The sequence below is a fragment of the Pandoraea communis genome (assembly GCF_902459745.1).
Lineage (GTDB): Bacteria > Pseudomonadota > Gammaproteobacteria > Burkholderiales > Burkholderiaceae > Pandoraea > Pandoraea communis.
This window is the reverse complement of the sequence record NZ_CABPSJ010000005.1, coordinates 90,439-108,635: the sequence shown is the minus strand read 5'-3', so window position 1 is coordinate 108,635 and position 18,197 is coordinate 90,439. Positions and strand designations below refer to the sequence as shown.

The 18,197-nt window shown below is 62.8% G+C and carries 19 protein-coding genes; 8 read left to right on the top strand and 11 right to left on the bottom strand.

The genetic code is table 11. The features are described from left to right. Positions 1–143: 143 nt before the first annotated feature. Positions 144–485 carry a hypothetical protein gene (locus tag PCO31110_RS18495; RefSeq protein WP_150691104.1) on the top strand — a complete coding sequence of 114 codons (342 nt, stop codon included), beginning with the start codon at positions 144–146 and terminating at the stop codon, positions 483–485. A gap of 95 nt (positions 486–580) precedes the next feature. Then, positions 581–1,405: a hypothetical protein gene (locus PCO31110_RS18490; protein WP_150691103.1), complete on the top strand. Its 825-nt coding sequence runs from the start codon at positions 581–583 to the stop codon at positions 1,403–1,405. Positions 1,406–1,480: 75 nt separating this feature from the next. On the opposite strand, the gene msrA is transcribed toward PCO31110_RS18490, so the two are convergent. The 10 genes from msrA to PCO31110_RS18440 form a co-directional block, all read right to left on the bottom strand. Beyond that, a complete protein-coding gene (gene msrA, locus PCO31110_RS18485; protein ID WP_010808520.1) occupies positions 1,481–2,056 on the bottom strand; it encodes a peptide-methionine (S)-S-oxide reductase MsrA in 576 nt (191 codons plus the stop codon). Positions 2,057–2,208: 152 nt separating this feature from the next. Beyond that, entirely contained in the window at positions 2,209–3,156 is a 948-nt protein-coding gene (gene hutG / locus PCO31110_RS18480) for a formimidoylglutamase (protein ID WP_010808519.1), read from the bottom strand. 18 nt (positions 3,157–3,174) lie between these two features. After that, on the bottom strand, positions 3,175–3,951 hold the full coding sequence (locus PCO31110_RS18475) for an amino acid ABC transporter ATP-binding protein (RefSeq protein ID WP_010808518.1): 777 nt from the start codon (positions 3,949–3,951) through the stop codon (positions 3,175–3,177). Further along, positions 3,948–4,616, bottom strand: a complete 669-nt coding sequence (locus PCO31110_RS18470; RefSeq protein WP_010808517.1) for an amino acid ABC transporter permease — start codon at positions 4,614–4,616, stop codon at positions 3,948–3,950. The genes PCO31110_RS18475 and PCO31110_RS18470 overlap by 4 nt, the downstream gene beginning before the upstream one ends. A gap of 102 nt (positions 4,617–4,718) precedes the next feature. Beyond that, on the bottom strand, positions 4,719–5,456 hold the full coding sequence (locus tag PCO31110_RS18465) for a transporter substrate-binding domain-containing protein (protein WP_010808516.1): 738 nt from the start codon (positions 5,454–5,456) through the stop codon (positions 4,719–4,721). Between the two features lie 39 nt (positions 5,457–5,495). Continuing rightward, positions 5,496–6,242, bottom strand: coding sequence for an IclR family transcriptional regulator (locus PCO31110_RS18460; RefSeq protein ID WP_036662131.1), 747 nt, complete (start codon positions 6,240–6,242; stop codon positions 5,496–5,498). Positions 6,243–6,485: 243 nt separating this feature from the next. Further along, positions 6,486–8,036 (bottom strand): class I adenylate-forming enzyme family protein, encoded by a 1,551-nt coding sequence (locus PCO31110_RS18455; protein WP_150691102.1) that lies wholly within the window; start codon positions 8,034–8,036, stop codon positions 6,486–6,488. Between the two features lie 129 nt (positions 8,037–8,165). Further along, positions 8,166–9,410, bottom strand: a complete 1,245-nt coding sequence (locus PCO31110_RS18450) for an acyl-CoA dehydrogenase family protein (RefSeq protein ID WP_010808513.1) — start codon at positions 9,408–9,410, stop codon at positions 8,166–8,168. Between the two features lie 9 nt (positions 9,411–9,419). After that, the gene (locus tag PCO31110_RS18445) at positions 9,420–10,217 is read right to left on the bottom strand and encodes an alpha/beta fold hydrolase (RefSeq protein ID WP_150691101.1); all 798 of its coding nucleotides are present in this window, start codon (positions 10,215–10,217) and stop codon (positions 9,420–9,422) included. Next, entirely contained in the window at positions 10,214–11,263 is a 1,050-nt protein-coding gene (locus tag PCO31110_RS18440; RefSeq protein ID WP_150691100.1) for a 2,5-dihydroxypyridine 5,6-dioxygenase NicX family protein, read from the bottom strand. Before PCO31110_RS18440 ends, PCO31110_RS18445 begins: the two co-directional genes overlap by 4 nt. Positions 11,264–11,426: 163 nt before the next feature. On the opposite strand from PCO31110_RS18440, the gene PCO31110_RS18435 reads away from it, so the two are divergent. The 5 genes from PCO31110_RS18435 to kynA all read left to right on the top strand — a co-directional run bounded on the left by PCO31110_RS18435 (position 11,427) and on the right by kynA (position 15,580). Next, positions 11,427–11,945, top strand: coding sequence for a flavin reductase family protein (locus PCO31110_RS18435; protein ID WP_010808510.1), 519 nt, complete (start codon positions 11,427–11,429; stop codon positions 11,943–11,945). Positions 11,946–11,951: 6 nt separating this feature from the next. Beyond that, positions 11,952–12,410 (top strand): MarR family winged helix-turn-helix transcriptional regulator, encoded by a 459-nt coding sequence (locus PCO31110_RS18430; RefSeq protein ID WP_010808509.1) that lies wholly within the window; start codon positions 11,952–11,954, stop codon positions 12,408–12,410. 226 nt (positions 12,411–12,636) lie between these two features. Next, complete coding sequence (gene kynB, locus PCO31110_RS18425; RefSeq protein WP_010808507.1) at positions 12,637–13,302, top strand: arylformamidase; 666 nt, start codon at positions 12,637–12,639, stop codon at positions 13,300–13,302. A gap of 45 nt (positions 13,303–13,347) precedes the next feature. Continuing rightward, positions 13,348–14,601, top strand: a complete 1,254-nt coding sequence (gene kynU, locus PCO31110_RS18420; RefSeq protein ID WP_150691099.1) for a kynureninase — start codon at positions 13,348–13,350, stop codon at positions 14,599–14,601. Between the two features lie 16 nt (positions 14,602–14,617). After that, complete coding sequence (gene kynA, locus PCO31110_RS18415) at positions 14,618–15,580, top strand: tryptophan 2,3-dioxygenase (RefSeq protein WP_150585823.1); 963 nt, start codon at positions 14,618–14,620, stop codon at positions 15,578–15,580. Positions 15,581–15,872: 292 nt separating this feature from the next. Here the strand turns inward: kynA and PCO31110_RS18410 are convergent, their stop codons facing one another. Continuing rightward, positions 15,873–16,721 (bottom strand): IclR family transcriptional regulator, encoded by an 849-nt coding sequence (locus PCO31110_RS18410; protein WP_246189895.1) that lies wholly within the window; start codon positions 16,719–16,721, stop codon positions 15,873–15,875. A gap of 232 nt (positions 16,722–16,953) precedes the next feature. Between PCO31110_RS18410 and PCO31110_RS18405 the strand changes: the two genes are divergently transcribed. Next, positions 16,954–18,147: an acyl-CoA dehydrogenase gene (locus PCO31110_RS18405; RefSeq protein WP_010808503.1), complete on the top strand. Its 1,194-nt coding sequence runs from the start codon at positions 16,954–16,956 to the stop codon at positions 18,145–18,147. The last annotated feature ends 50 nt before the right edge of the window (positions 18,148–18,197 follow it).

Here is an 18,197-nt window from a genome sequence, read left to right as displayed (position 1 = left end):
CCTCGCCGGACATCGCCTGCCTCGGCGGCGCGATGCAAATTCGGCAACGCCCCGGCCATTTCCGAAAACCGTGCCTTGACAACGGCCGCACCATCGCTCGACGCCTCAGGAAGCGTCGTCGTCACTTCTCGGGAGATACGACCATGAAAAATCGACCTGTGCGCGAAGACTATCGACGCTGGCTTGAAGCGCAGACCGTCACGGTGTCAGACGACAAGTCGCACACGGCGAGCACCGTCCCGGCGCTGCCATCGGTACTGCCATTTTCCGGCTATGTGGTCTGGTTTCACACGAGTCTCACGTATCTCGACATTCGCTTCGATCACCATCGCTTCGAGATCGTGACGCAGCAGGTGCAGAGCGCGGCAGAAGCGTTCTTCTTCGACAGCCTCGACGCTGCCTACGGACATGCCGCCCATGTAGGAGAGCCCTGCCTGATCCTGTTTGCGGCAGCCAGTGGTGCGTCCGTTAGTGTCGTCGGCTGATGCCGAGCGTACGGCAAAGGCTACCGTCAGGCACACGTTGATTTGCCTCAGCGCCCCCCCTTTCCCGCATCACCTACCCTCAGGGAGCATGAACTATGCCGTTCCTCGCCATAGCAATTCCTTACGCGCAACTCAACCCCGTTTCGTATGAGATTGATGCTCGCGCGAATCGCCATGAGATCGTCATCGATATGGAGAATATCGCGAACCAGCCTCGCGCCTCGCAACCCACGTCGTCCGAGGCGAAGCTGGACGTTGCTCACTTTCGCCGTGCCACCATCCAATGCCATCCCGTTCCGGTGAACGACTACTTCAATAACGTGCTCGCTGAACTCGTCACCCCGCAGAGCGAGTGCGGAACCCGGCGATACGCCAGCAACGCCGAACTGCGCAAAGTGCTTGGCGAACTTCTGACGTTGCACCCCGCAGCGGGCACAATCTCAGTCGACGCGCGAATCAAGGCAATGGGCCTGCCTTCGCTGCTTCGCGACGACCCGGAGTATTTACCGGGAACGCTGAGCGCATTGAGCTATGACGTCGGGGCGCACAGCATCGACATAGGGCGGTTCACGTTCCCGGCGCTTGACACGGTGGACGAGGCTGCGTTTCTCTTCGCCGGCGAGAGCGAACTGGCGTTTCTCCATGAAGGCAATCCGCACGCTTCGCGTATCCGGGAAGATCACGCGCAGATTCTCGGCTTTCACTACCGGGCAGCGGGCATGCGCGGACAGACCACCTTGCCGCCGGCCGGATATGCCCCTGCGACACAGGACGAAACGACCCTTAACGATTTCACCGCCCAGTTGGCGCGATGTCGGCAACGCTCCGATCTGGGCCGCTCACCACGGTCGAGTGATAATCGCTACACCCGCCACGATCCCCGCGACCCGATGCAAAACGGCCCCTGCTCGATTCTGTGACGCAGCGGTAGCGCACCGCCGTCCCGAGTCTGCGAAAGCGGGCCGATATCTCGGGAATGGCGGCGGCCGCCGCGATTACGCTGCCGACTTGAGCCGGCGCGCGAACTTCTCGCGGAATTTCTTGAGCTTCGGGGCAACCACGTAAGCGCAGTAGCCCTGATCGGGATGCTGGCGGAAGTAGTTCTGGTGATACGCCTCGGCGGGCCAGAACGTCTGCGTCGGCACCACTTGTGTGACGATCGGTGCGGGGTACGTCATCTCGGCCATCAGTTCGGCGATGAGATGCTCAGCGACCTCCTTTTGCTTCTCGTCCTGATAGAAGATGGCGGAGCGATACTGCGTGCCGACGTCATTGCCCTGACGATTGACGGTGGTCGGGTCGTGAATCTGGAAGAACACGATCAACAGTTCCTCGAAGGAGACCACGTCCGGATCGTAGGTCAATTGCACCACTTCCGCGTGACCGGTATCGCCTTCACAGACCTGATCGTAGGTCGGGTTGTCGACGTGACCGCCTTCATAACCCGAGACGACGGACTTTACGCCGTCCAACTGCTGATAGCAGGCTTCGAGACACCAAAAACAGCCACCCGCCAGCGTGGCGACTTGGGTACGGGTATCGCTCGGGGAGTTCGTCTGCTCTGTCATCATGACCTCGCTTGTCGGCTATGTTTTATGCGGCAGCGCACAAAAGAAATAGGGCGGGCGATCGATGGCTCGATCGCCCGCCCTATTGTCGCGCAGAAGTCCTGCAAACGGCGCAAATTGCGCCTACGGGAGGCTCGCGCGGCGCATCGGCGCGTTCAGGCCCGCAACTGCGTGATGAGCGGATGCAGGAGACGAGCGCCAACGCGTGCGGTCAGACCGTCGCGATCATACGTCGGGTTGTACTCGGCAATATCCGCCACACGCAACTTGCCCGAACGGCGCACCACGCCGATGAGCGTTTCCACAACTTCCAACGCCACGCCATGCGCCGCCGGCGCAGACACGCCCGGGGCTTTCTCGCCGGGCAGCACGTCCATATCGATGGTCAGGTACACATGGCTCACCTGTGCGAGCTTCTTCTCGAGCTGCTCGCACATTTCCGGCAGACGGTGCGCAAGCATCGTCTCGTCCAGCCAGTAGTCCACATTCAGCGCATTCGCACGCTCGAAGAGTGCGTCGGTGTTGCTGTAGCGGCTCACGCCAAGGCAGGCGTAATGGAACGGCGCCTGACGTCCCGCGAGCAACTGCGAGATCTGCCAGAACGGCGTACCCGAGCTGGCCGTCGGCTGCGCACGCAGGTCGAAGTGCGCGTCGAAGTTGAGGATCAGGATCGGCTCGTCGCGCAGGCGATCGCCGAAATGCTCGGCAACGCCAAGGAACGTACCGTAGGCAATCTCATGTCCGCCACCCAGCACCACCGGAAGCGCACCTGCGGCCAGTACTCCGGCCACGCGGTGGCCGAGCGCCGCTTGCGCCGCTTCGAGCCGGTCGTCCGCGCACACGATATTGCCGCCGTCGAACACGAGGGGCGTGCCCTTCACGGGCAGGCTCGCCAGCGCGCGGCGCAGCATGTCGGGGCCGGCGACCGCGCCCTGACGCCCATGATTACGGCGCACGCCTTCGTCACTGCAAAAGCCCAGCACGACCGCGCCACCGGCAGCCTGCGACGCATCGTAATCGCGCAGCACCTGATGCAGACGCAGGGTATGGCCGGCCTCGCCGGTATCCACACGGCCTTGCCAGACCGTTCGATCAATTGTCATACGTTTTCCCGCCTTGCCTTATCGTGCGATGACCGCTTGCAGGAATTCACGCGTACGCGCTTCGCGCGGTGCGGTGAAAATCTGCTCAGGCGCACCCGCTTCGATGATCCGGCCCTGGTCCATCACAACCACGACATCGGCCACTTCTCGCGCAAATCCCATCTCGTGCGTAACCACCAGCATCGTCATGCCATCGTTCGCGAGTGCCTTCATCACCTGCAGCACTTCACCCACGAGTTCCGGATCGAGCGCCGAGGTCGGCTCGTCGAACAACATGACTTGCGGCTGCATGGCCAGCGCGCGCGCAATTGCCACACGCTGCTTCTGACCACCCGAGAGCGTGCTCGGGTAGACGTCGGCCTTGGCCGCCAGCCCCACCTTGGCGAGCAATTCGCGGGCGAGCTTCTCGGCATCGGCGCTCTTCATGCCGCGCAGCTTGCGCGGTGCGAGCGTGACGTTATCGAGCACGGTCAGATGCGGGAACAGGTTGAACGACTGAAACACCATGCCCACTTCGGTGCGCAGATGATTGAGCGCGTTCTCGCCCATCATCTGGCCGTGATCGACGAGCTTCTTGCCCACGATTTCGATGGTGCCCTGCTCGGCTGTCTCCAGCCCGTTGCAACAACGCAGGAACGTACTCTTGCCTGAACCGCTCGGGCCGATGACCACCACCACCTGACGCGCATCGACTTCGAAGTCGATGCCCTTGAGCACCTGATGGCTGCCGTAGGCCTTGCCCAGCCCTTCGATCTTCAGGATCGGGGCGCCGAATTCCTTCTTCACTTCGCTCATTGCACGGCACCTCCGGCACGCAGGGACTTCTCGGCGCGCTGCAGGAGCAGCGTGGTGGCACCGGTCAGAATCAGATAAACAAACGCAATCGCCAGATACACTTCCAGCGAGCGGTACGACACGCTGATGATCTTCTGGCCTTCGTGCATCACGTCGTGAATGGTGAGCAGCGACACGAGGGCCGAGTTCTTGATCAGCGCAATGAATTCGTTGCCCAGCGGCGGAATCATGCGCACGACGGCCTGCGGCAGAATCACCGAACGCATGGCCTGACCGTAAGGCATGCCGAGCGAGCGTGCCGCTTCCATCTGACCGCGCTCGATCGACTGGATGGCACCGCGCACGATTTCCGAGACATAGGCACCGCTATAGATGCCAAGACCCAGCACACCGCACATGAATGCCGGCAGCAGAATGTCGAACTGAGGCAGGCCGAAGAACAGGATAAAGAGTTGCACCAGCAACGGCGTGCCACGGATAAACGTGACATAGGCGGTACAAATGCCGTAGCGAATGCGATGCGCCGGATTCAGGCGGCCCATGCCGACCAGCAAACCCAACACGCAGCCCAGCGCCAGTGCGCAGGCAGTTACCTCGACGGTAACGAGCGCGCCGCGCGCGAGGTCCTGCCAGTTTGCCCACACCGGCGAAAAATCGAGTTCCATGCGTACTCCGTCAGTTGCTCTACTGCTTCATTGCATCGGCGGGTGCCGTCGTCCCATTCAGAGGGACGGCGGACCCGCCCGGGTATTACGTTAGCGATGTGCTTACTTCGCGGTACCGAAGTACTTGCTGACCAGCGCGGCGTAGGTGCCGTCTGCACGGACCTTTTCCAGCGCCTTGTTCAAGTCGTTGGTCAGTTCGGTGTCGCCCTTGCGCACGGCGAAGCCATAACGCTCGACGGTCAGCGTCTTGTCGAGCACCTTCACGCCGGGGTTGGCCTTGGCGTACAGCAGCGCTGCCGGCTTGCCGGTCACGGCAGCATCGGCACGGCCGATCTTCACGAGTTCGAACATCTGGTCGTTCTTCTCGACTTCCACGCGCTCGACCTTCGGATAGCTTTCCTTCAGGAACTGCACCGACTTCGTACCCACCTGCACCGACACCTTCTTGCCTGCCAGATCGGCCGGTTCCTTGATGCTGGTGTTGTCAGCCTTGACCATGATGGCCAGACCGCCGGTGTAATACGGATGCGTGAAGTTCACGACCTTCAGACGCTCGTCGGTGATGTAGATCGCCGAAGCGGCCACGTCGACACGCTTGGACAGCACGGCCGGGATCAGGCCCTTGAAATCGATATCCGTCCATTCGACCTTCTTGCCCATTGCCTTGCCCAGCGCTTCGATCATTTCGACGTCGAAGCCGGTGCGCTTGCCGTTTTCCACGTATTCGAACGGCGGGAAGGTCGCGTCGGTGGCAACACGTAGCACGTCGTCGGCAGCGAAGACCTTGCTCGAGCAGGTGACGGCCAGCGCCATCGTGAACAGGATGTGACGCAATTTCATCTGGTACTCCTTCGTGTAGTCTCGGTCGGATAAAACCGGTTAAAAGTACTGCAATCGATTCGAAATACGCTCGGCTGCCGCCACCGTGAGGCGGATCAGCTCTTCGTGGCGCTGAGCCACACGCACGGCCGGCGCCATCAGGGTGATGGTGCCTTCCAAACGTTCCTTGGCGGCGAACACCGGGGCCGATACGCCCCAGACGCCGAAATCCACTTCACTTTCGGACACCGCATATCGCTGCTTGCGAATCTCTTCGACCTGTGCGGCGAGACGCTCCTGCGCCACCGGCTGGCCGGCCAATTGGCGGCCGATCAGACTTTCGCGAGTGGCTTGCGGCAGGAACGAGAGCAGCGCCTTGGCAGAGGCGCCGTGCACCAGCGGGTGCGCGCGTCCCTTGGCAAAGGAGCAACGCAGCGACTGCTCGCTCTCGTGCATGTCGAGGCAGACGACCTGGCCGTTGGCGGCCACGAGCAGACCGACGGTTTCGCCCGTGCGCTGCACGAGCGCGTCGATTTCCTCACGTGCCTGGGTGACAAGATGCGAGTTGTGGTCGAAACCCCACGCCAATTGCACGCCGACCGGCCCCGGTTCGTAGAGCGCCTCATGGGCGTGCTCTTGCACCAGGCCCCACTTCTTGAGCGGCACGAGGTGGCGGTAAACCGTGGAGAGCGGCAGGCTCGTTTGCGCGGCGATCTCGCGTGCCGCGATCGGTCGTCCGTGACGCGCCACAGTCACAAGAACTTGCAGCACGCGCTCGGAGACCGATTGAGCTTCGGTGGTGTCCATCGTCTTGAAAACAAAAGAAAGCGGAAAAATCAGCGGGCTAGCTGCCGATGACGACATGGGCGCTATCTTGCGATGCAATTCCCAAAGTAAAAAATTCGATTCTCACCGCATGGTAACAAATTGGGAGATTGCGCATAGGTATTTTCCCTTATGCAGTGCAGAATGCAGGCACAAAAAAACGCCGAATCCCTGTTCACACAAGGGATTCGGCGTTTTTAAGCGAAACCGGGATAGAGATTCCGATTACCGACCGGCAGTAGACTTTTGCGAATCCGGCGCCGCCGATAACCAGGCGATGAGAATCGGCTTTTGCACTTTCCCAAGTGCGCTTTTGGGTAGCGTGTCGAGAATGACGACCCGTCTCGGCAATTTGAAGCGAGCGATGCGCTCGCCAAGGAAGTCGAGCACGGTTTGCGGCGTGACACTCGCCGATGGCAAAGGCACGATGACGGCGACGGGCACCTCACCCCATCGTTCGTCCGGCACGCCGACGACGGCGGCCTCCAGAACGCAGGGGCAATCAACCAGCGCATTCTCGATTTCCGCTGGATAAATGTTCTCGCCACCCGAGATGATCATGTCCTTGCTGCGGCCCACGACTTCGAAGCAGCCGTCCTCGTGCAACCGCGCCAGATCGCCCGAATGGAACCAGCCGTGCGCGAACGAAACGTGTCCGGGCGCACGCCAGTATTCGCGCATCACGTTCGGTGCGCGCACGAGTATTTCGCCGACGTCTCCCGCAGGCACGTCCTGCCCGGCCACGTCGGTCAGCCGCACTTCGACGCCCGGGCACGCACGGCCGACCGCACCGGGATGCGCCTTCGCTTCGCCGAAGCGCAGCGCAATCGACACCGGGCCGGTTTCCGTCGCTCCGTACACCTGCCCGAGCGGGATACCTCGCGCGTGGAACGCATCGATGGCGGACATCGGCACCACGCTGGACCCGGCCATCACCCCACGTAGCGACGACAAATCCGTGGTCGGCCACGCCGGATGCAACTGCACGGCCCGCAGCGTGGCGGGCACCATCAGCGAGAGCGTCGGACGATGCTTTGCGACGTCCGATAGCCAGGCGCCCGGATCGAAACGCGGGTGCAGCGTAACGCTCGCCCCGCGCAGCAATGCAGGCAACGTCTGGATACATAGGCCGCCGACGTGGAACATCGGCAAGGTCGACAGGATGTGGTCGTCGGCGCGCATGTCGTGCGCCCACCAACTGGCTTCGGCATTGGCGAGCAGCCCCGCCTGTGTGTGCAATGCGCCCTTGGGTTCTCCCGTCGTGCCGGACGTGTACACGAGCAGCACCGGCGCATCGGCCGCAACGTCGGGATAGTCGACCGGCTTGGCCGATGGCACGGCGATAAGCCCTTCGATCGGTGCGATGGCGGGCGGCGGGCGGCCGGTGACAGCCTCCTGTTCAAGCGAGTCGCGAATCTGACGAGCGGCATCGCGATGCGTCGCGTCGAACCACAACACACGCACGCCTGCGTGGCGCACGATGGCGGCCAGTTCGGGCACGGCAAGGCGGAAGTTCAACGGCAGGAAGATGGCACCAGCGCGGGCGCACGCGAACAGCAGCGCCAGTTGCAACTCGTCGTTCAGGCCGAGACACGCAACACGCTCGCCCGGCGCGATGCGCCAGGTGCTGCGCAAATGCCCGCCCACCCGCTCGACGCGTCGCCACAACGCGGCATAGTCGGTCTGCTCCGATTCATCGCCAATGCCACACCGCAACGCCAACCGCTCCGGCGTGGCGCGTGCGTGACGGGCAAGCGCTTCTACAAAAGGCGTCAACTTGTTCTCCGTAACAAGACAGACGGCGAGACGCCGGGCCGACGACCGGTTCGTGATGGCCTTCGACAGTGCGTTCCATGCGCCCCGCCCACCTCGCCGCTTCGCTGATTCGCGATGCCGGCGCGCTGCTTACTCGTCGGACTCGCCCGGTTCGTAGAGCGCCTCGCGGCCGATACGATCGAGGCACAGCTCTGCCGTCCACGGCAGCATCAACGCGCCGCAACGCGAATCGCGATACATGCGCTCGAGCGGCAGCGTTTTGAGCATCGACTGCCCGCCGCAGGTGCGAATGGCGAGACGGCACAGCTCGTTGGCATTCTCCATGATCGTGTACTGCGCTGCATACGCTCGCATACGCGCCTCCTTGCCCGGATCGGCTCGGCCGTCCTGCAAGGCGCGAAGGAACAGCGCGCGCGTTTGCTCGAGCATGATATGCATTTGCGCGACGGCAATCTGCTTGGTCGGATACATGCGACGTTTGACCGGCGCGCCCATCCCTTCCGCTTCCCCGCGAAGATAACGCACCGTGAAATCGTAGGCGGCCTGAGCGATCCCCATGTACGTCGGGGCGAGCGTCATGAACATGTGCGGCCAGCGGCTCGCGGCCTGATAGTAGACGCCTCGCGGCATCAGTTGCAGTTCGTCGGGGACGAACACGTCCTTGAAGAGCAACGTGCGCGAGACGGTGCCCCGCATCCCGAGCGGATCCCAGTCACCGGTGACGCTCACGCCCGGCGCGTCGCCCGGCACGGCGATGTAGAACGTGTCCTTCATCGACAACTCGGGCTTGTCCTCGGTACACAACACGCCGTAGTAGTTGGCCGCCCCCGAGAGCGACGCGAAAATCTTGCGTCCATTGATCTTCCAGCCGCCGTCAACCTTCGTCGCGGTCGTGCCGAATGGCGCCTTGCCCGCCGCCGCCGCGCTGCCTTCCGAGAACGGCTGTGCGTAGATCGCTCCGTCCTGAATCACGCGCGCAAAGTGATGCTCGCGATAGCGCGCGTGTTCCGCACGCTGCTCGGGCGTCATGTCGAGATCGTCGGCAAGAATGCCGGTCCACATCATCGAGCAGGTGTGCATGTTGAACGTGAGCGCCGTGGCGCCACAGTGACGACCCAGCTCGGCGGAGACCATCATATAAGTGGCGAAATCGGCGCCCAGACCACCGTCCGACTCGGGAATGCACAACTTCAGCAGGCCAGCGGCACGCATGTCGTCGTAATTCTCGAACGGGAACGACGCTTCGCGATCCCAGCGGGCGGCACGCGGCGCGAGCGACTCGCGCCCCACTTGCTCGGCCAGCGCCAAAAGGTGCCGCTGCTTGTCTGTGAGCGGGTAGTGCTCGCCGACGATCGAAGGGGGCTGATAGGCCACGGTAGTCTCCTAGAGTGTTGCGAGGAAAGCGCGCACCTCGGCGTCGAATGCCGCCGGGTGCGTCAGATTCATGAGATGTCCTGCGCCGGGCAGGCAAACGTATCGAGCCTGCGGGATCGACTCGGCCATACGCGCCATGACTTTCGGTGGCGCATTGGTGTCGTGCTCGCCCGCGATGAGCAGCACCGGCACAGTCAGACGAGCAAGCGCGGCGCGCTGCTCGAAACCGACCAGCGCTTGCAGCGCCGCACGGTAGGCGTCTGGGGTAAGCGCGCCCATCGCGTCGACCGCCAGTGCGTGCGCGCGGGCACGCGCGGCGGCATCCGGCTCGCCGAGCATGCCCGGCACGATGGCCTCGGCCATCTCGCGCAGCGTCTTGCCCGCATCGAGCGGCGCCGTGCGCTGACGCACGAACTCGCGCTGAAAGTCGCCATCCGGTTTGCCGAATGCGGGCGACGTGCCGCACAACACGAGCGCAGCAATATCCCGCGTGAACGGCTCGCCGCGTGCCATCAACTCCTGCGCGACCATGCCACCCATGCTGTGTCCGACGAGCACGAATCGCGACGGCCCCAACGCATCGAGCAACGTCCTCAGGCTGTCAGCCAGCGACGCCATCGCCGGCTCGGCCGGCATGGCGCTCTCGCCGTAACCGGGCATGTCCCAGGCCACGACGCGATAGCCCGCCGCCACGAATGTCTCGAATTGCGACGGCCAGACCTGACGATTGCCGCCGATACCGTGCAGCAGCACGAGCGTGAGCGGGCCATCGCCCGCCGTGCGGCAGGCGGGTACGGAAAGCGTCATGATGCGAACTCGCCTTGCAATTGCCCGTCGCGCACGACGACATCCCCATCGAGCGCGATCGTGCAGCGCCGTAGCGGCAAATCGAAGTGACCGAGCGTATGACGTCCCGCCACTTCGTTGGCGCCCGTCGAATACAGGAAGTTGCCCGCGAAGGCGCGCTGCTCCGTGCCGTTGCAATCGCGCTTGTCGTAGCAGGCGAGTGCATCCCAGCGCGCCCGCGGGTTCAGGCCGAAGCCGACGTGCGAGACGGCATACGCTTCGCGATCTCCCCACGCAGCGAAGTACTCGCGCATGAGGTCGACGTCGACGCCTTCGCCGTCGATGGCGACGACATAGTCGTCCTCGACCGTGAGTTCGATGCGATCGCGCAGATATTGTTTGAACGTCAGATTGATGTCGCCGGGGGCGAGCACGAGCCGGCCGTTCACGCTATGGGCAGCGGGGAACGCCAGCGCCAGACCGCCCGGCCAGTGGGCGACCTGTCCGGGCTTGGCGCACCAGCCCCAGACACCGCCCACGCGGGCGTCGCGAAGACCGATGCGCAGATCGGTGCCAGCGCCGGACGTGACGTGCATTTGCGCGGCGCCGCGCAAACGCTTGATCGCTGCACGCACTTTCGGCTCGAGCGCCGGATCGGTCGCGCAGCGTTCCAGAATTTCGGGATGTTCGTTGGAGACCATCAGCACGCGCGCGCCACCGCCCAGAATCTCGGGCAGTTCGGGGGCATGCACCAGGCCTTCGACAGTGCAATCGACGACAAGCGTCGCCGCCCGCAGCGCCGCCACGACCGGGGCCAATTGACCCAGCGCATCGCTCGCGCCCGTCGAACGCACCGGCACAGGGGCACTCACGCGCGGGCTTGGGACAATGAGCCGGAAAGGCCTGGCGCCAAGCGATTCGGCGGCAAGCTGGGCTAATTCCACGTTGACAGGCCGGGATTGCGTTTCAGCTACAATCGCCACCACATCGCCGGGTCGTATGTCGCAGCGCCGCAAGGTCGCGGCAAATACGTCGATCCACTTATGCTCGATTCGCTCGATCAGCATATCGTCTCCTGAGCGTCTGACCCTCTCGCCCGCCGGGGGCTGCTTCGCCCCGTGGCACGCTGCTGGCCGTCATGCGTCTTGTCGATCTGTTGTTCGTGCCATAGTATATGAATATTCATACAAATCAACCCGATCAAATTAGCCGGACGGGAGTGCAGGGACAGTGAACGCCAAACGCGCCGCAGTGCCAGATTTCGACAACGCAGCTTTTCGTCATGCGCTCGGTCAATTTGCGACCGGGGTAACGGTAATCACCACGCGAGCCGACGACGGCTCGCTTATCGGTATCACCGCCAGTTCGTTCAATTCGGTGTCGCTCACGCCGCCGCTCATTCTGTGGAGTCTCGCCACGCGAGCGGGCAGCATGCCCGTCTTCCGCGAAAACTCGCACTACGCCGTGAATGTGCTCGCGGCCGATCAACTCGACATCTGCAAGCGCTTTGCCACGATGAAAGGCGACCGTTTTGCGGGTGTGCCATACACGTTGTCGCCATCGGGCACGCCAGTGCTCGATGGTGCGCTTGCCTGGTTCGAGTGTCATAACCGCAGCCGTTACAACGAAGGCGATCACGTCATCTTCGTCGGTGAAGTCGAGCGTTGCGGCGTCCATGCGAACGTTTCCGAGCGCATGCCGCTGATCTTTCACGCCGGCGGCTTCCACAAGCCGCAGTCGCTCGGGTAAGCCCCCATGCCAGCCGGCGGAGCACCGTTCGTCGACGATTATCTGGCGTATCTGCTCGCCCGGGCGAGCACGCTGGTCTCCAATGAGTTTCATCGCGAAGTCGCCGCGGCTGGCCTGGGCGTGTCGGAGTGGCGAGTGCTCGCCACGCTCTCCGATGGCCGCGCGCGCACCATCAATCAACTGGCCGACATTGTGCTCGCCAAGCAGCCGACGCTCACCAAAGTCGTCGACCGGCTGGAAGCGACAGGCGACGTCGTGCGCGGCGAATGCGCGACGGATCGGCGTCAGTCATTGGTCTCGCTGACCGACACCGGACGGGCGCGCGTCGCGCCGTTGCTCGCCAGCGCACGCCGGCACGAAGCCGGGGTGCTCGCCCGCTTCGGCACGGAACAATCCGCCTTGCTCAAAGCCACGTTGCGCCGTCTGATCGAGGAAATGGCGCAAGGAACGCAGAACCCTCAATAGGCCCTTTCCGATCACTGCACGGGCGCGTCCGAAAACGCGAATCGCGCAGTACGGCGAATCGTCAAAAATTCGACCACTTCGCCATATTGTCGAATTTTCTTTCGTCAATCTCCAAAAAACACGTTTCCACTATCAATTTCACTCATCGCGATCCACGAATACGCAAGCACTTGCGACGCGAATTCTTCTAAGATGCGCATATCGATTCACGCTATGGCGCACGTCCATGACCGCACCCAGCCAACGCCCTGCCGATGCGCGCAACGAGCGCCGCATATGGGATATCAGCGCCCCGCTCTCGAGCGACACCCCCGTCTGGCCCGGTGACACGCCGTTCTCCGAACAGTCCGTCTGGCAGATCGGACCGGGCTGCCCGGTCAATGTGGGACGCATCACGCTATCGCCACATACAGGTGCGCATGCCGACGCACCGCGTCATTACGACGACGACGGCGCCTTCATTGGCGAAGTGCCGTTGGAGACGTATCTGGGGCCATGCAGGGTGATGCATTGCCTCGGCGCATCGCCGGTCGTCACGCCGGAGATGGTTGCGCCGCATCTGACGGATGTACCGCCGCGTGTCCTGCTGCGCACGTATGAGCGCGCGCCGGTGGTGCGCTGGGATAGCGCGTTTTGCGCAGTGGCGCCCGAGACCATCGACCTGCTCGCGTCGCACGGTGTGACGTTGGTCGGTATCGACACGCCGTCGCTCGATCCGCAGGAGAGCAAGACGATGGACGCGCATCACCGCATTCGCGCGCATCGCATGGCCATCCTCGAAGGGCTGGTACTCGACGCAATTGCACCGGGCGACTACGAACTCATCGCATTGCCACTCAAGTTCATGCGGCTCGATGCGAGCCCGGTACGCGCGGTACTGCGCTCCCTTTGAACGGACTTCTTTTTCTGTATTGATTTCACTCACAAAGCGCAAACCATGACGTCTTCTCGCAACGATTGTCTGGCCCTCGATGTGGCCGATCCGCTCGCCCCGCTGCGCGCGCAATTCGATCTGCCACCTGATGTGATCTATCTCGATGGCAATTCGCTGGGCGCCCGCCCGCTGGCTTCTGCCAAACGCGCACAGGAAGTGATCGCCGCCGAATGGGGCAAGGGTCTCATCCGCAGTTGGAACGAGGCAAACTGGTTCGCGCTGCCGCGCACGTTGGGCGATGCGCTGGCACCGATCGTCGGTGCGGGCAAAGGCGAAGTCGTGGTAACGGACACCACGTCGAGCAACCTGTTCAAGGTGATGGCCGCCGCCCTCGATGCGCAGCGCAAGCGTGGGCCGCAACGCAAAGTGATCGTCTCGGAGCGCAGCACCTTCCCGACCGACCTCTACATCGTGCAAGGCCTCACGCGCCTGCTCGACGACGGCTACTCGCTGCGTCTGATCGATTCGCCGGACGAACTGCCGAGCGCGCTGGGTAACGATGTCGCCGTGGTGCTGCTCACGCATGTGAACTACCGCACCGGCGCCATGTACGACATGGCCGCACGCACAGCGGAGATCCATGCGGCCGGTGCACTGGTGGTGTGGGATCTCTGCCACTCGGCCGGTGCGGTGCCGGTCGATCTGAACGGCGCCGGCGCAGACTATGCCGTGGGCTGCACGTACAAATATCTGAACGGCGGCCCGGGTTCGCCGGCGTTCGTATGGGTCAACAAGCGTCACCAGGACACCTTCTGGCAACCGCTGTCGGGTTGGTGGGGCCATCGCACGCCGTTCGCCATGCTGCCGGAATACACGCCGGACGAAGGCATTGGACGTTATCTGTGCGGCACGCAACCGATTGTCTCGCTCTCGCTCGTGCAGTGCGGTCTGGATATCTTCGCGCAGACATCGATGGACGCGCTGCGTCGCAAATCGCTCGCGTTGACCGATCTGTTCATCCAACTGGTGGAAACGCGCTGCGCCGAATTCCCGCTGACACTGGTGACGCCGCGCGATCACGCCGCACGAGGCTCGCAGGTGAGCTTCGAGCATCCGGAAGGATTTGCCGTGATTCAGGCGTTGATCGCACGCGGGGTCATCGGTGACTATCGCGAGCCGCGCATCATGCGTTTCGGCATGACGCCGCTGTATACGAGCTTTGCCGATGTCTGGGATTCGGTCGAGATTTTGCGCGACGTGCTGAGCACGGGCTCGTGGGACAAGCCCGAGTTTCATCGTCGCGGCGCGGTGACCTGAGAGAGGAATGATCAGCATGAGCAAACCCTCCTCTACAAGCGGCCACAAAGACACGCCGGTGGACACCACACCCGCACAAGGCGGGTGCCCGTTCGGGCATCAGGGCGCAGACAACGCGACGGGCGACGCGAAAGCCTCGCAAAGCGCGCCCGCCGACGCGACCCAATGGCACGATGCTCAACTCGATTTTTCCAAGAGCATGAGCTACGGCGACTACCTGTCGCTCGATCCGATTCTGAATGCACAACATCCGCGCTCGACCGATCACAACGAGATGCTGTTCATCATTCAGCATCAGACGAGCGAGTTGTGGATGAAGCTCGCGTTGTACGAATTGCAGGCGGCACGCTCTGCGGTTCACAACGACGAATTGCCGCCCGCATTCAAGATGCTTGCGCGGGTATCGCGCATTCTCGAACAACTGGTTCAGGCATGGAGCGTGCTGGCGACGATGACGCCGTCCGAGTATTCGTCGATGCGTCCGTCACTGGGCAGCTCGTCGGGCTTTCAGTCGTATCAGTACCGCATTCTGGAATTCATGCTGGGCAACAAGAATGCGGCGATGCTCAAGCCCCATTCGCATCGTCCCGACCTCTTCCAGCAGGTGGAAGCGGCGCTCAACGCCCCGTCGTTCTATGACGAGGTGGTGCGTCTGCTCGCCCGTCGAGGCTTCGCGATTGCCCCGGCACGGCTCGAACGCGACTGGACGCAGCCGACGCCTCACGACGAGACCGTCGAGGCGGCGTGGCTCGAGGTGTATCGCAACCCGTCGCAGCACTGGGAGTTGTATGAGATGGCCGAGGAATTGGTCGATCTCGAAGATGCCTTCCGCCAATGGCGCTTCCGCCACGTGACGACTGTCGAGCGCATCATCGGCTTCAAGCAAGGCACAGGCGGCACCAGCGGGGCACCCTATCTGCGCAAGATGCTCGATGTGGTGCTGTTCCCCGAGTTGTGGCACGTGCGAACGTTGCTGTGATGTCGTTGCGGTGAGAACACCTACCGCGTAGATTCGGCGAGCGCCGCCCCTTTTTCCGGGGCTACAGCGCTTGCCCGCCCCCTGACTCCGCTCCCGAGCCGTGCCTGTTGAGTCGCTACGTCAAGGGAGCGGACAATCACTGCCATCGTGCGCCCCGCCGCGCAGCGCTCATCGTGTCGATGGGTGTCGTCGGATCGATATCGGTTGTGGATCGGGTTGGGGGCCGCCTGCGGTGCGACTTAAAGCGCATTGGAGTGCCGCAGGCGGCCCCCAACCCGATCTGCCGCCAACCTTAAGCCTGTCCGCTCAGACGGGCGGCCAGTTGCTTCAGACGTGGACCGATCTCCTCGCGGAAGACCGCATCTGGAATCGACGACGACGGGCCGCTGCAACTGATGGCCAGCCAGCGGTTTTGCCGCACGTCACGGAGCGGCACTGCGACCGCATTCACGCCTTCATGCCACTCGCGAAACGAGTAGCAACATCCCTCGCGCTTGTACGACTCGATCCCTTTCTCGACGCCAGACTGGAGCACGTCCCAACCGACATTGCGCAACGCGGCCGGATTCGCATCGTAGGCATCGCGTAGATCGGCGAGCATCGTCTCACGCTCGATCGAGGGCATCACCGCGAGGTAGACGCGCCCCATCGAACTCGTCAGCATCGACAGACGTGAGCCCGCCGTGAGACCCAGCGTGAGGTGCGCCGAGTCGCTGCGGATAGTTTCGAGATACATCATGTCGATACCTTCCCGGCAACCGAGTGAAATGGAACACCCCATTTCCTTGGCCAGCGCTCGCATGTGCGGGCGAGCCAGCGTCAGCATGTCGGTACCGCTCAGGAACGCGTACCCCAAGGCCAGCACGCCGGCATCCAGTGCGTACTTGCCAAGCTCGGCGTCGTAGCGCAGATACCCCAGCGCCGTCAGCGTGTAAGCGAGGCGACTGACGGTCGCCTTCGGCAGCCCGGTGCGTGCTGCAAAGTCGCGGTTACCCAGCAGCGCGTCGTCGGGTCCGAAGGCGCGCAGCAGATCGAGACCCCGTGCGAGTGCCGTGACGAACTTGCGCTCGTCGTGCGAAGGCGGCACGCCATGGGCCGGCGCACCGGTGAAGGCTGACAGGGACGTTTTGACCACAACCATCGCGCACTCCGCTTCAAATAGGTTCGGCCAGTACACGCACTGGCCGTTGCCTGACAAAAAATTTTAGTGTTAAACTAACTTCGATTTCAGAACATTGTTCCGCATTGCGGAACTTTCGTCAAGTCGACGAGCTTTCCCGGTGCGGGATACGGCAACGTATGCCGCACATGCGCCAAACGGGCCGACGAGGATGGCGTCGGCCAATTTTTGAGAACGTCGGAGGAGATAGGTCATGGCAGGCAATGCACAGTTTCATTGGGAAGATCCGCTGTTGCTGGACGCACAGCTCACGGGCGAAGAGCGCATGATTCGCGACGCCGCCGCCGCGTACTCGAACGACAAGCTCGCGCCGCGCGTGCTCGAAGCATTCCGTCATGAGCGCACCGACGCCGCCATCTTTCGCGAGATGGGTGAGATCGGCCTGCTCGGCCCGACGATTCCCGAGGAATACGGTGGCCCTGGCCTGAGCTACGTGGCCTATGGGCTGATCGCACGCGAAGTCGAACGCGTCGACTCGGGCTATCGTTCGATGATGTCGGTACAGTCGTCGCTCGTCATGGTGCCGATCTTCGAATTCGGCAGCGAAGCACAGAAGCAGAAGTACCTGCCGAAGCTGGCCAGCGGCGAGTGGATTGGTTGCTTCGGTCTGACCGAACCGAACCACGGTTCCGATCCGGCCGGCATGACTACGCGCGCCAAGAAAGTTGCAGGTGGCTATGAATTGAGCGGCGGGAAGATGTGGATCACCAACTCCCCCATCGCCGACGTTTTCGTGGTCTGGGGCAAGCTCGCCGACGAGAATGGCGAGGAGAAGATTCGCGGCTTCATTCTGGAAAAGGGCTGGAAAGGCCTGTCGGCCCCGGCGATTCACGGCAAGGTCGGCCTGCGCGCCTCGATCACCGGTGAGATCGTGATGGATCAGGTGTTCGTGCCGGAAGAGAATCTGATGCCGGGCGTCTCCGGCCTGAAGGGGCCGTTCACCTGCCTGAACTCGGCGCGTTACGGTATCGCCTGGGGTGCATTGGGCGCCGCTGAATTCTGCTGGCATACCGCGCGTCAATACGTGCTCGACCGTCAGCAGTTCGGCCGGCCGCTCGCCGCCAATCAGTTGATCCAGAAGAAGCTCGCCGACATGCAGACGGAAATCACGCTGGGCTTGCAAGGCTGCCTGCGTCTGGGCCGCATGAAGGACGAAGGCACCGCGGCTGTCGAGATCACGTCGATCATGAAGCGCAACTCGTGCGGCAAGGCACTGGACGTCGCACGTCTGGCACGCGACATGCTGGGTGGCAACGGCATCTCCGATGAGTTCGGCATTGCCCGTCACCTCGTGAACCTCGAAGTGGTCAACACCTACGAGGGCACCCACGACATCCACGCACTGATTCTCGGCCGCGCGCAAACCGGCATCCAGGCGTTCTTCTGATCGATCGTCACGAGGGATCGGGTTGCGTGAACCGCGAGCGGTCGCGCAGT

Excerpts from the sequence above, each read along its gene's own strand:
- PCO31110_RS18475 (WP_010808518.1), bottom strand. The coding sequence starts at position 3,951 with ATGAGCGAAGTGAAGAAGGAATTCGGCGCCCCGATCCTGAAGATCGAA.
- PCO31110_RS18410 (WP_246189895.1), bottom strand. The coding sequence starts at position 16,721 with ATGGTTGTGGTCAAAACGTCCCTGTCAGCCTTCACCGGTGCGCCGGCC.
- kynU (WP_150691099.1), top strand. The coding sequence starts at position 13,348 with ATGACGTCTTCTCGCAACGATTGTCTGGCCCTCGATGTGGCCGATCCG.
- kynA (WP_150585823.1), top strand. The coding sequence starts at position 14,618 with ATGAGCAAACCCTCCTCTACAAGCGGCCACAAAGACACGCCGGTGGAC.
- PCO31110_RS18470 (WP_010808517.1), bottom strand. The coding sequence starts at position 4,616 with ATGGAACTCGATTTTTCGCCGGTGTGGGCAAACTGGCAGGACCTCGCG.
- PCO31110_RS18440 (WP_150691100.1), bottom strand. The coding sequence starts at position 11,263 with ATGCTGATCGAGCGAATCGAGCATAAGTGGATCGACGTATTTGCCGCG.
- PCO31110_RS18445 (WP_150691101.1), bottom strand. The coding sequence starts at position 10,217 with ATGACGCTTTCCGTACCCGCCTGCCGCACGGCGGGCGATGGCCCGCTC.
- PCO31110_RS18465 (WP_010808516.1), bottom strand. The coding sequence starts at position 5,456 with ATGAAATTGCGTCACATCCTGTTCACGATGGCGCTGGCCGTCACCTGC.
- PCO31110_RS18430 (WP_010808509.1), top strand. The coding sequence starts at position 11,952 with ATGCCAGCCGGCGGAGCACCGTTCGTCGACGATTATCTGGCGTATCTG.
- hutG (WP_010808519.1), bottom strand. The coding sequence starts at position 3,156 with ATGACAATTGATCGAACGGTCTGGCAAGGCCGTGTGGATACCGGCGAG.
- PCO31110_RS18490 (WP_150691103.1), top strand. The coding sequence starts at position 581 with ATGCCGTTCCTCGCCATAGCAATTCCTTACGCGCAACTCAACCCCGTT.
- PCO31110_RS18495 (WP_150691104.1), top strand. The coding sequence starts at position 144 with ATGAAAAATCGACCTGTGCGCGAAGACTATCGACGCTGGCTTGAAGCG.
- msrA (WP_010808520.1), bottom strand. The coding sequence starts at position 2,056 with ATGATGACAGAGCAGACGAACTCCCCGAGCGATACCCGTACCCAAGTC.
- PCO31110_RS18405 (WP_010808503.1), top strand. The coding sequence starts at position 16,954 with ATGGCAGGCAATGCACAGTTTCATTGGGAAGATCCGCTGTTGCTGGAC.
- PCO31110_RS18460 (WP_036662131.1), bottom strand. The coding sequence starts at position 6,242 with ATGGACACCACCGAAGCTCAATCGGTCTCCGAGCGCGTGCTGCAAGTT.
- kynB (WP_010808507.1), top strand. The coding sequence starts at position 12,637 with ATGACCGCACCCAGCCAACGCCCTGCCGATGCGCGCAACGAGCGCCGC.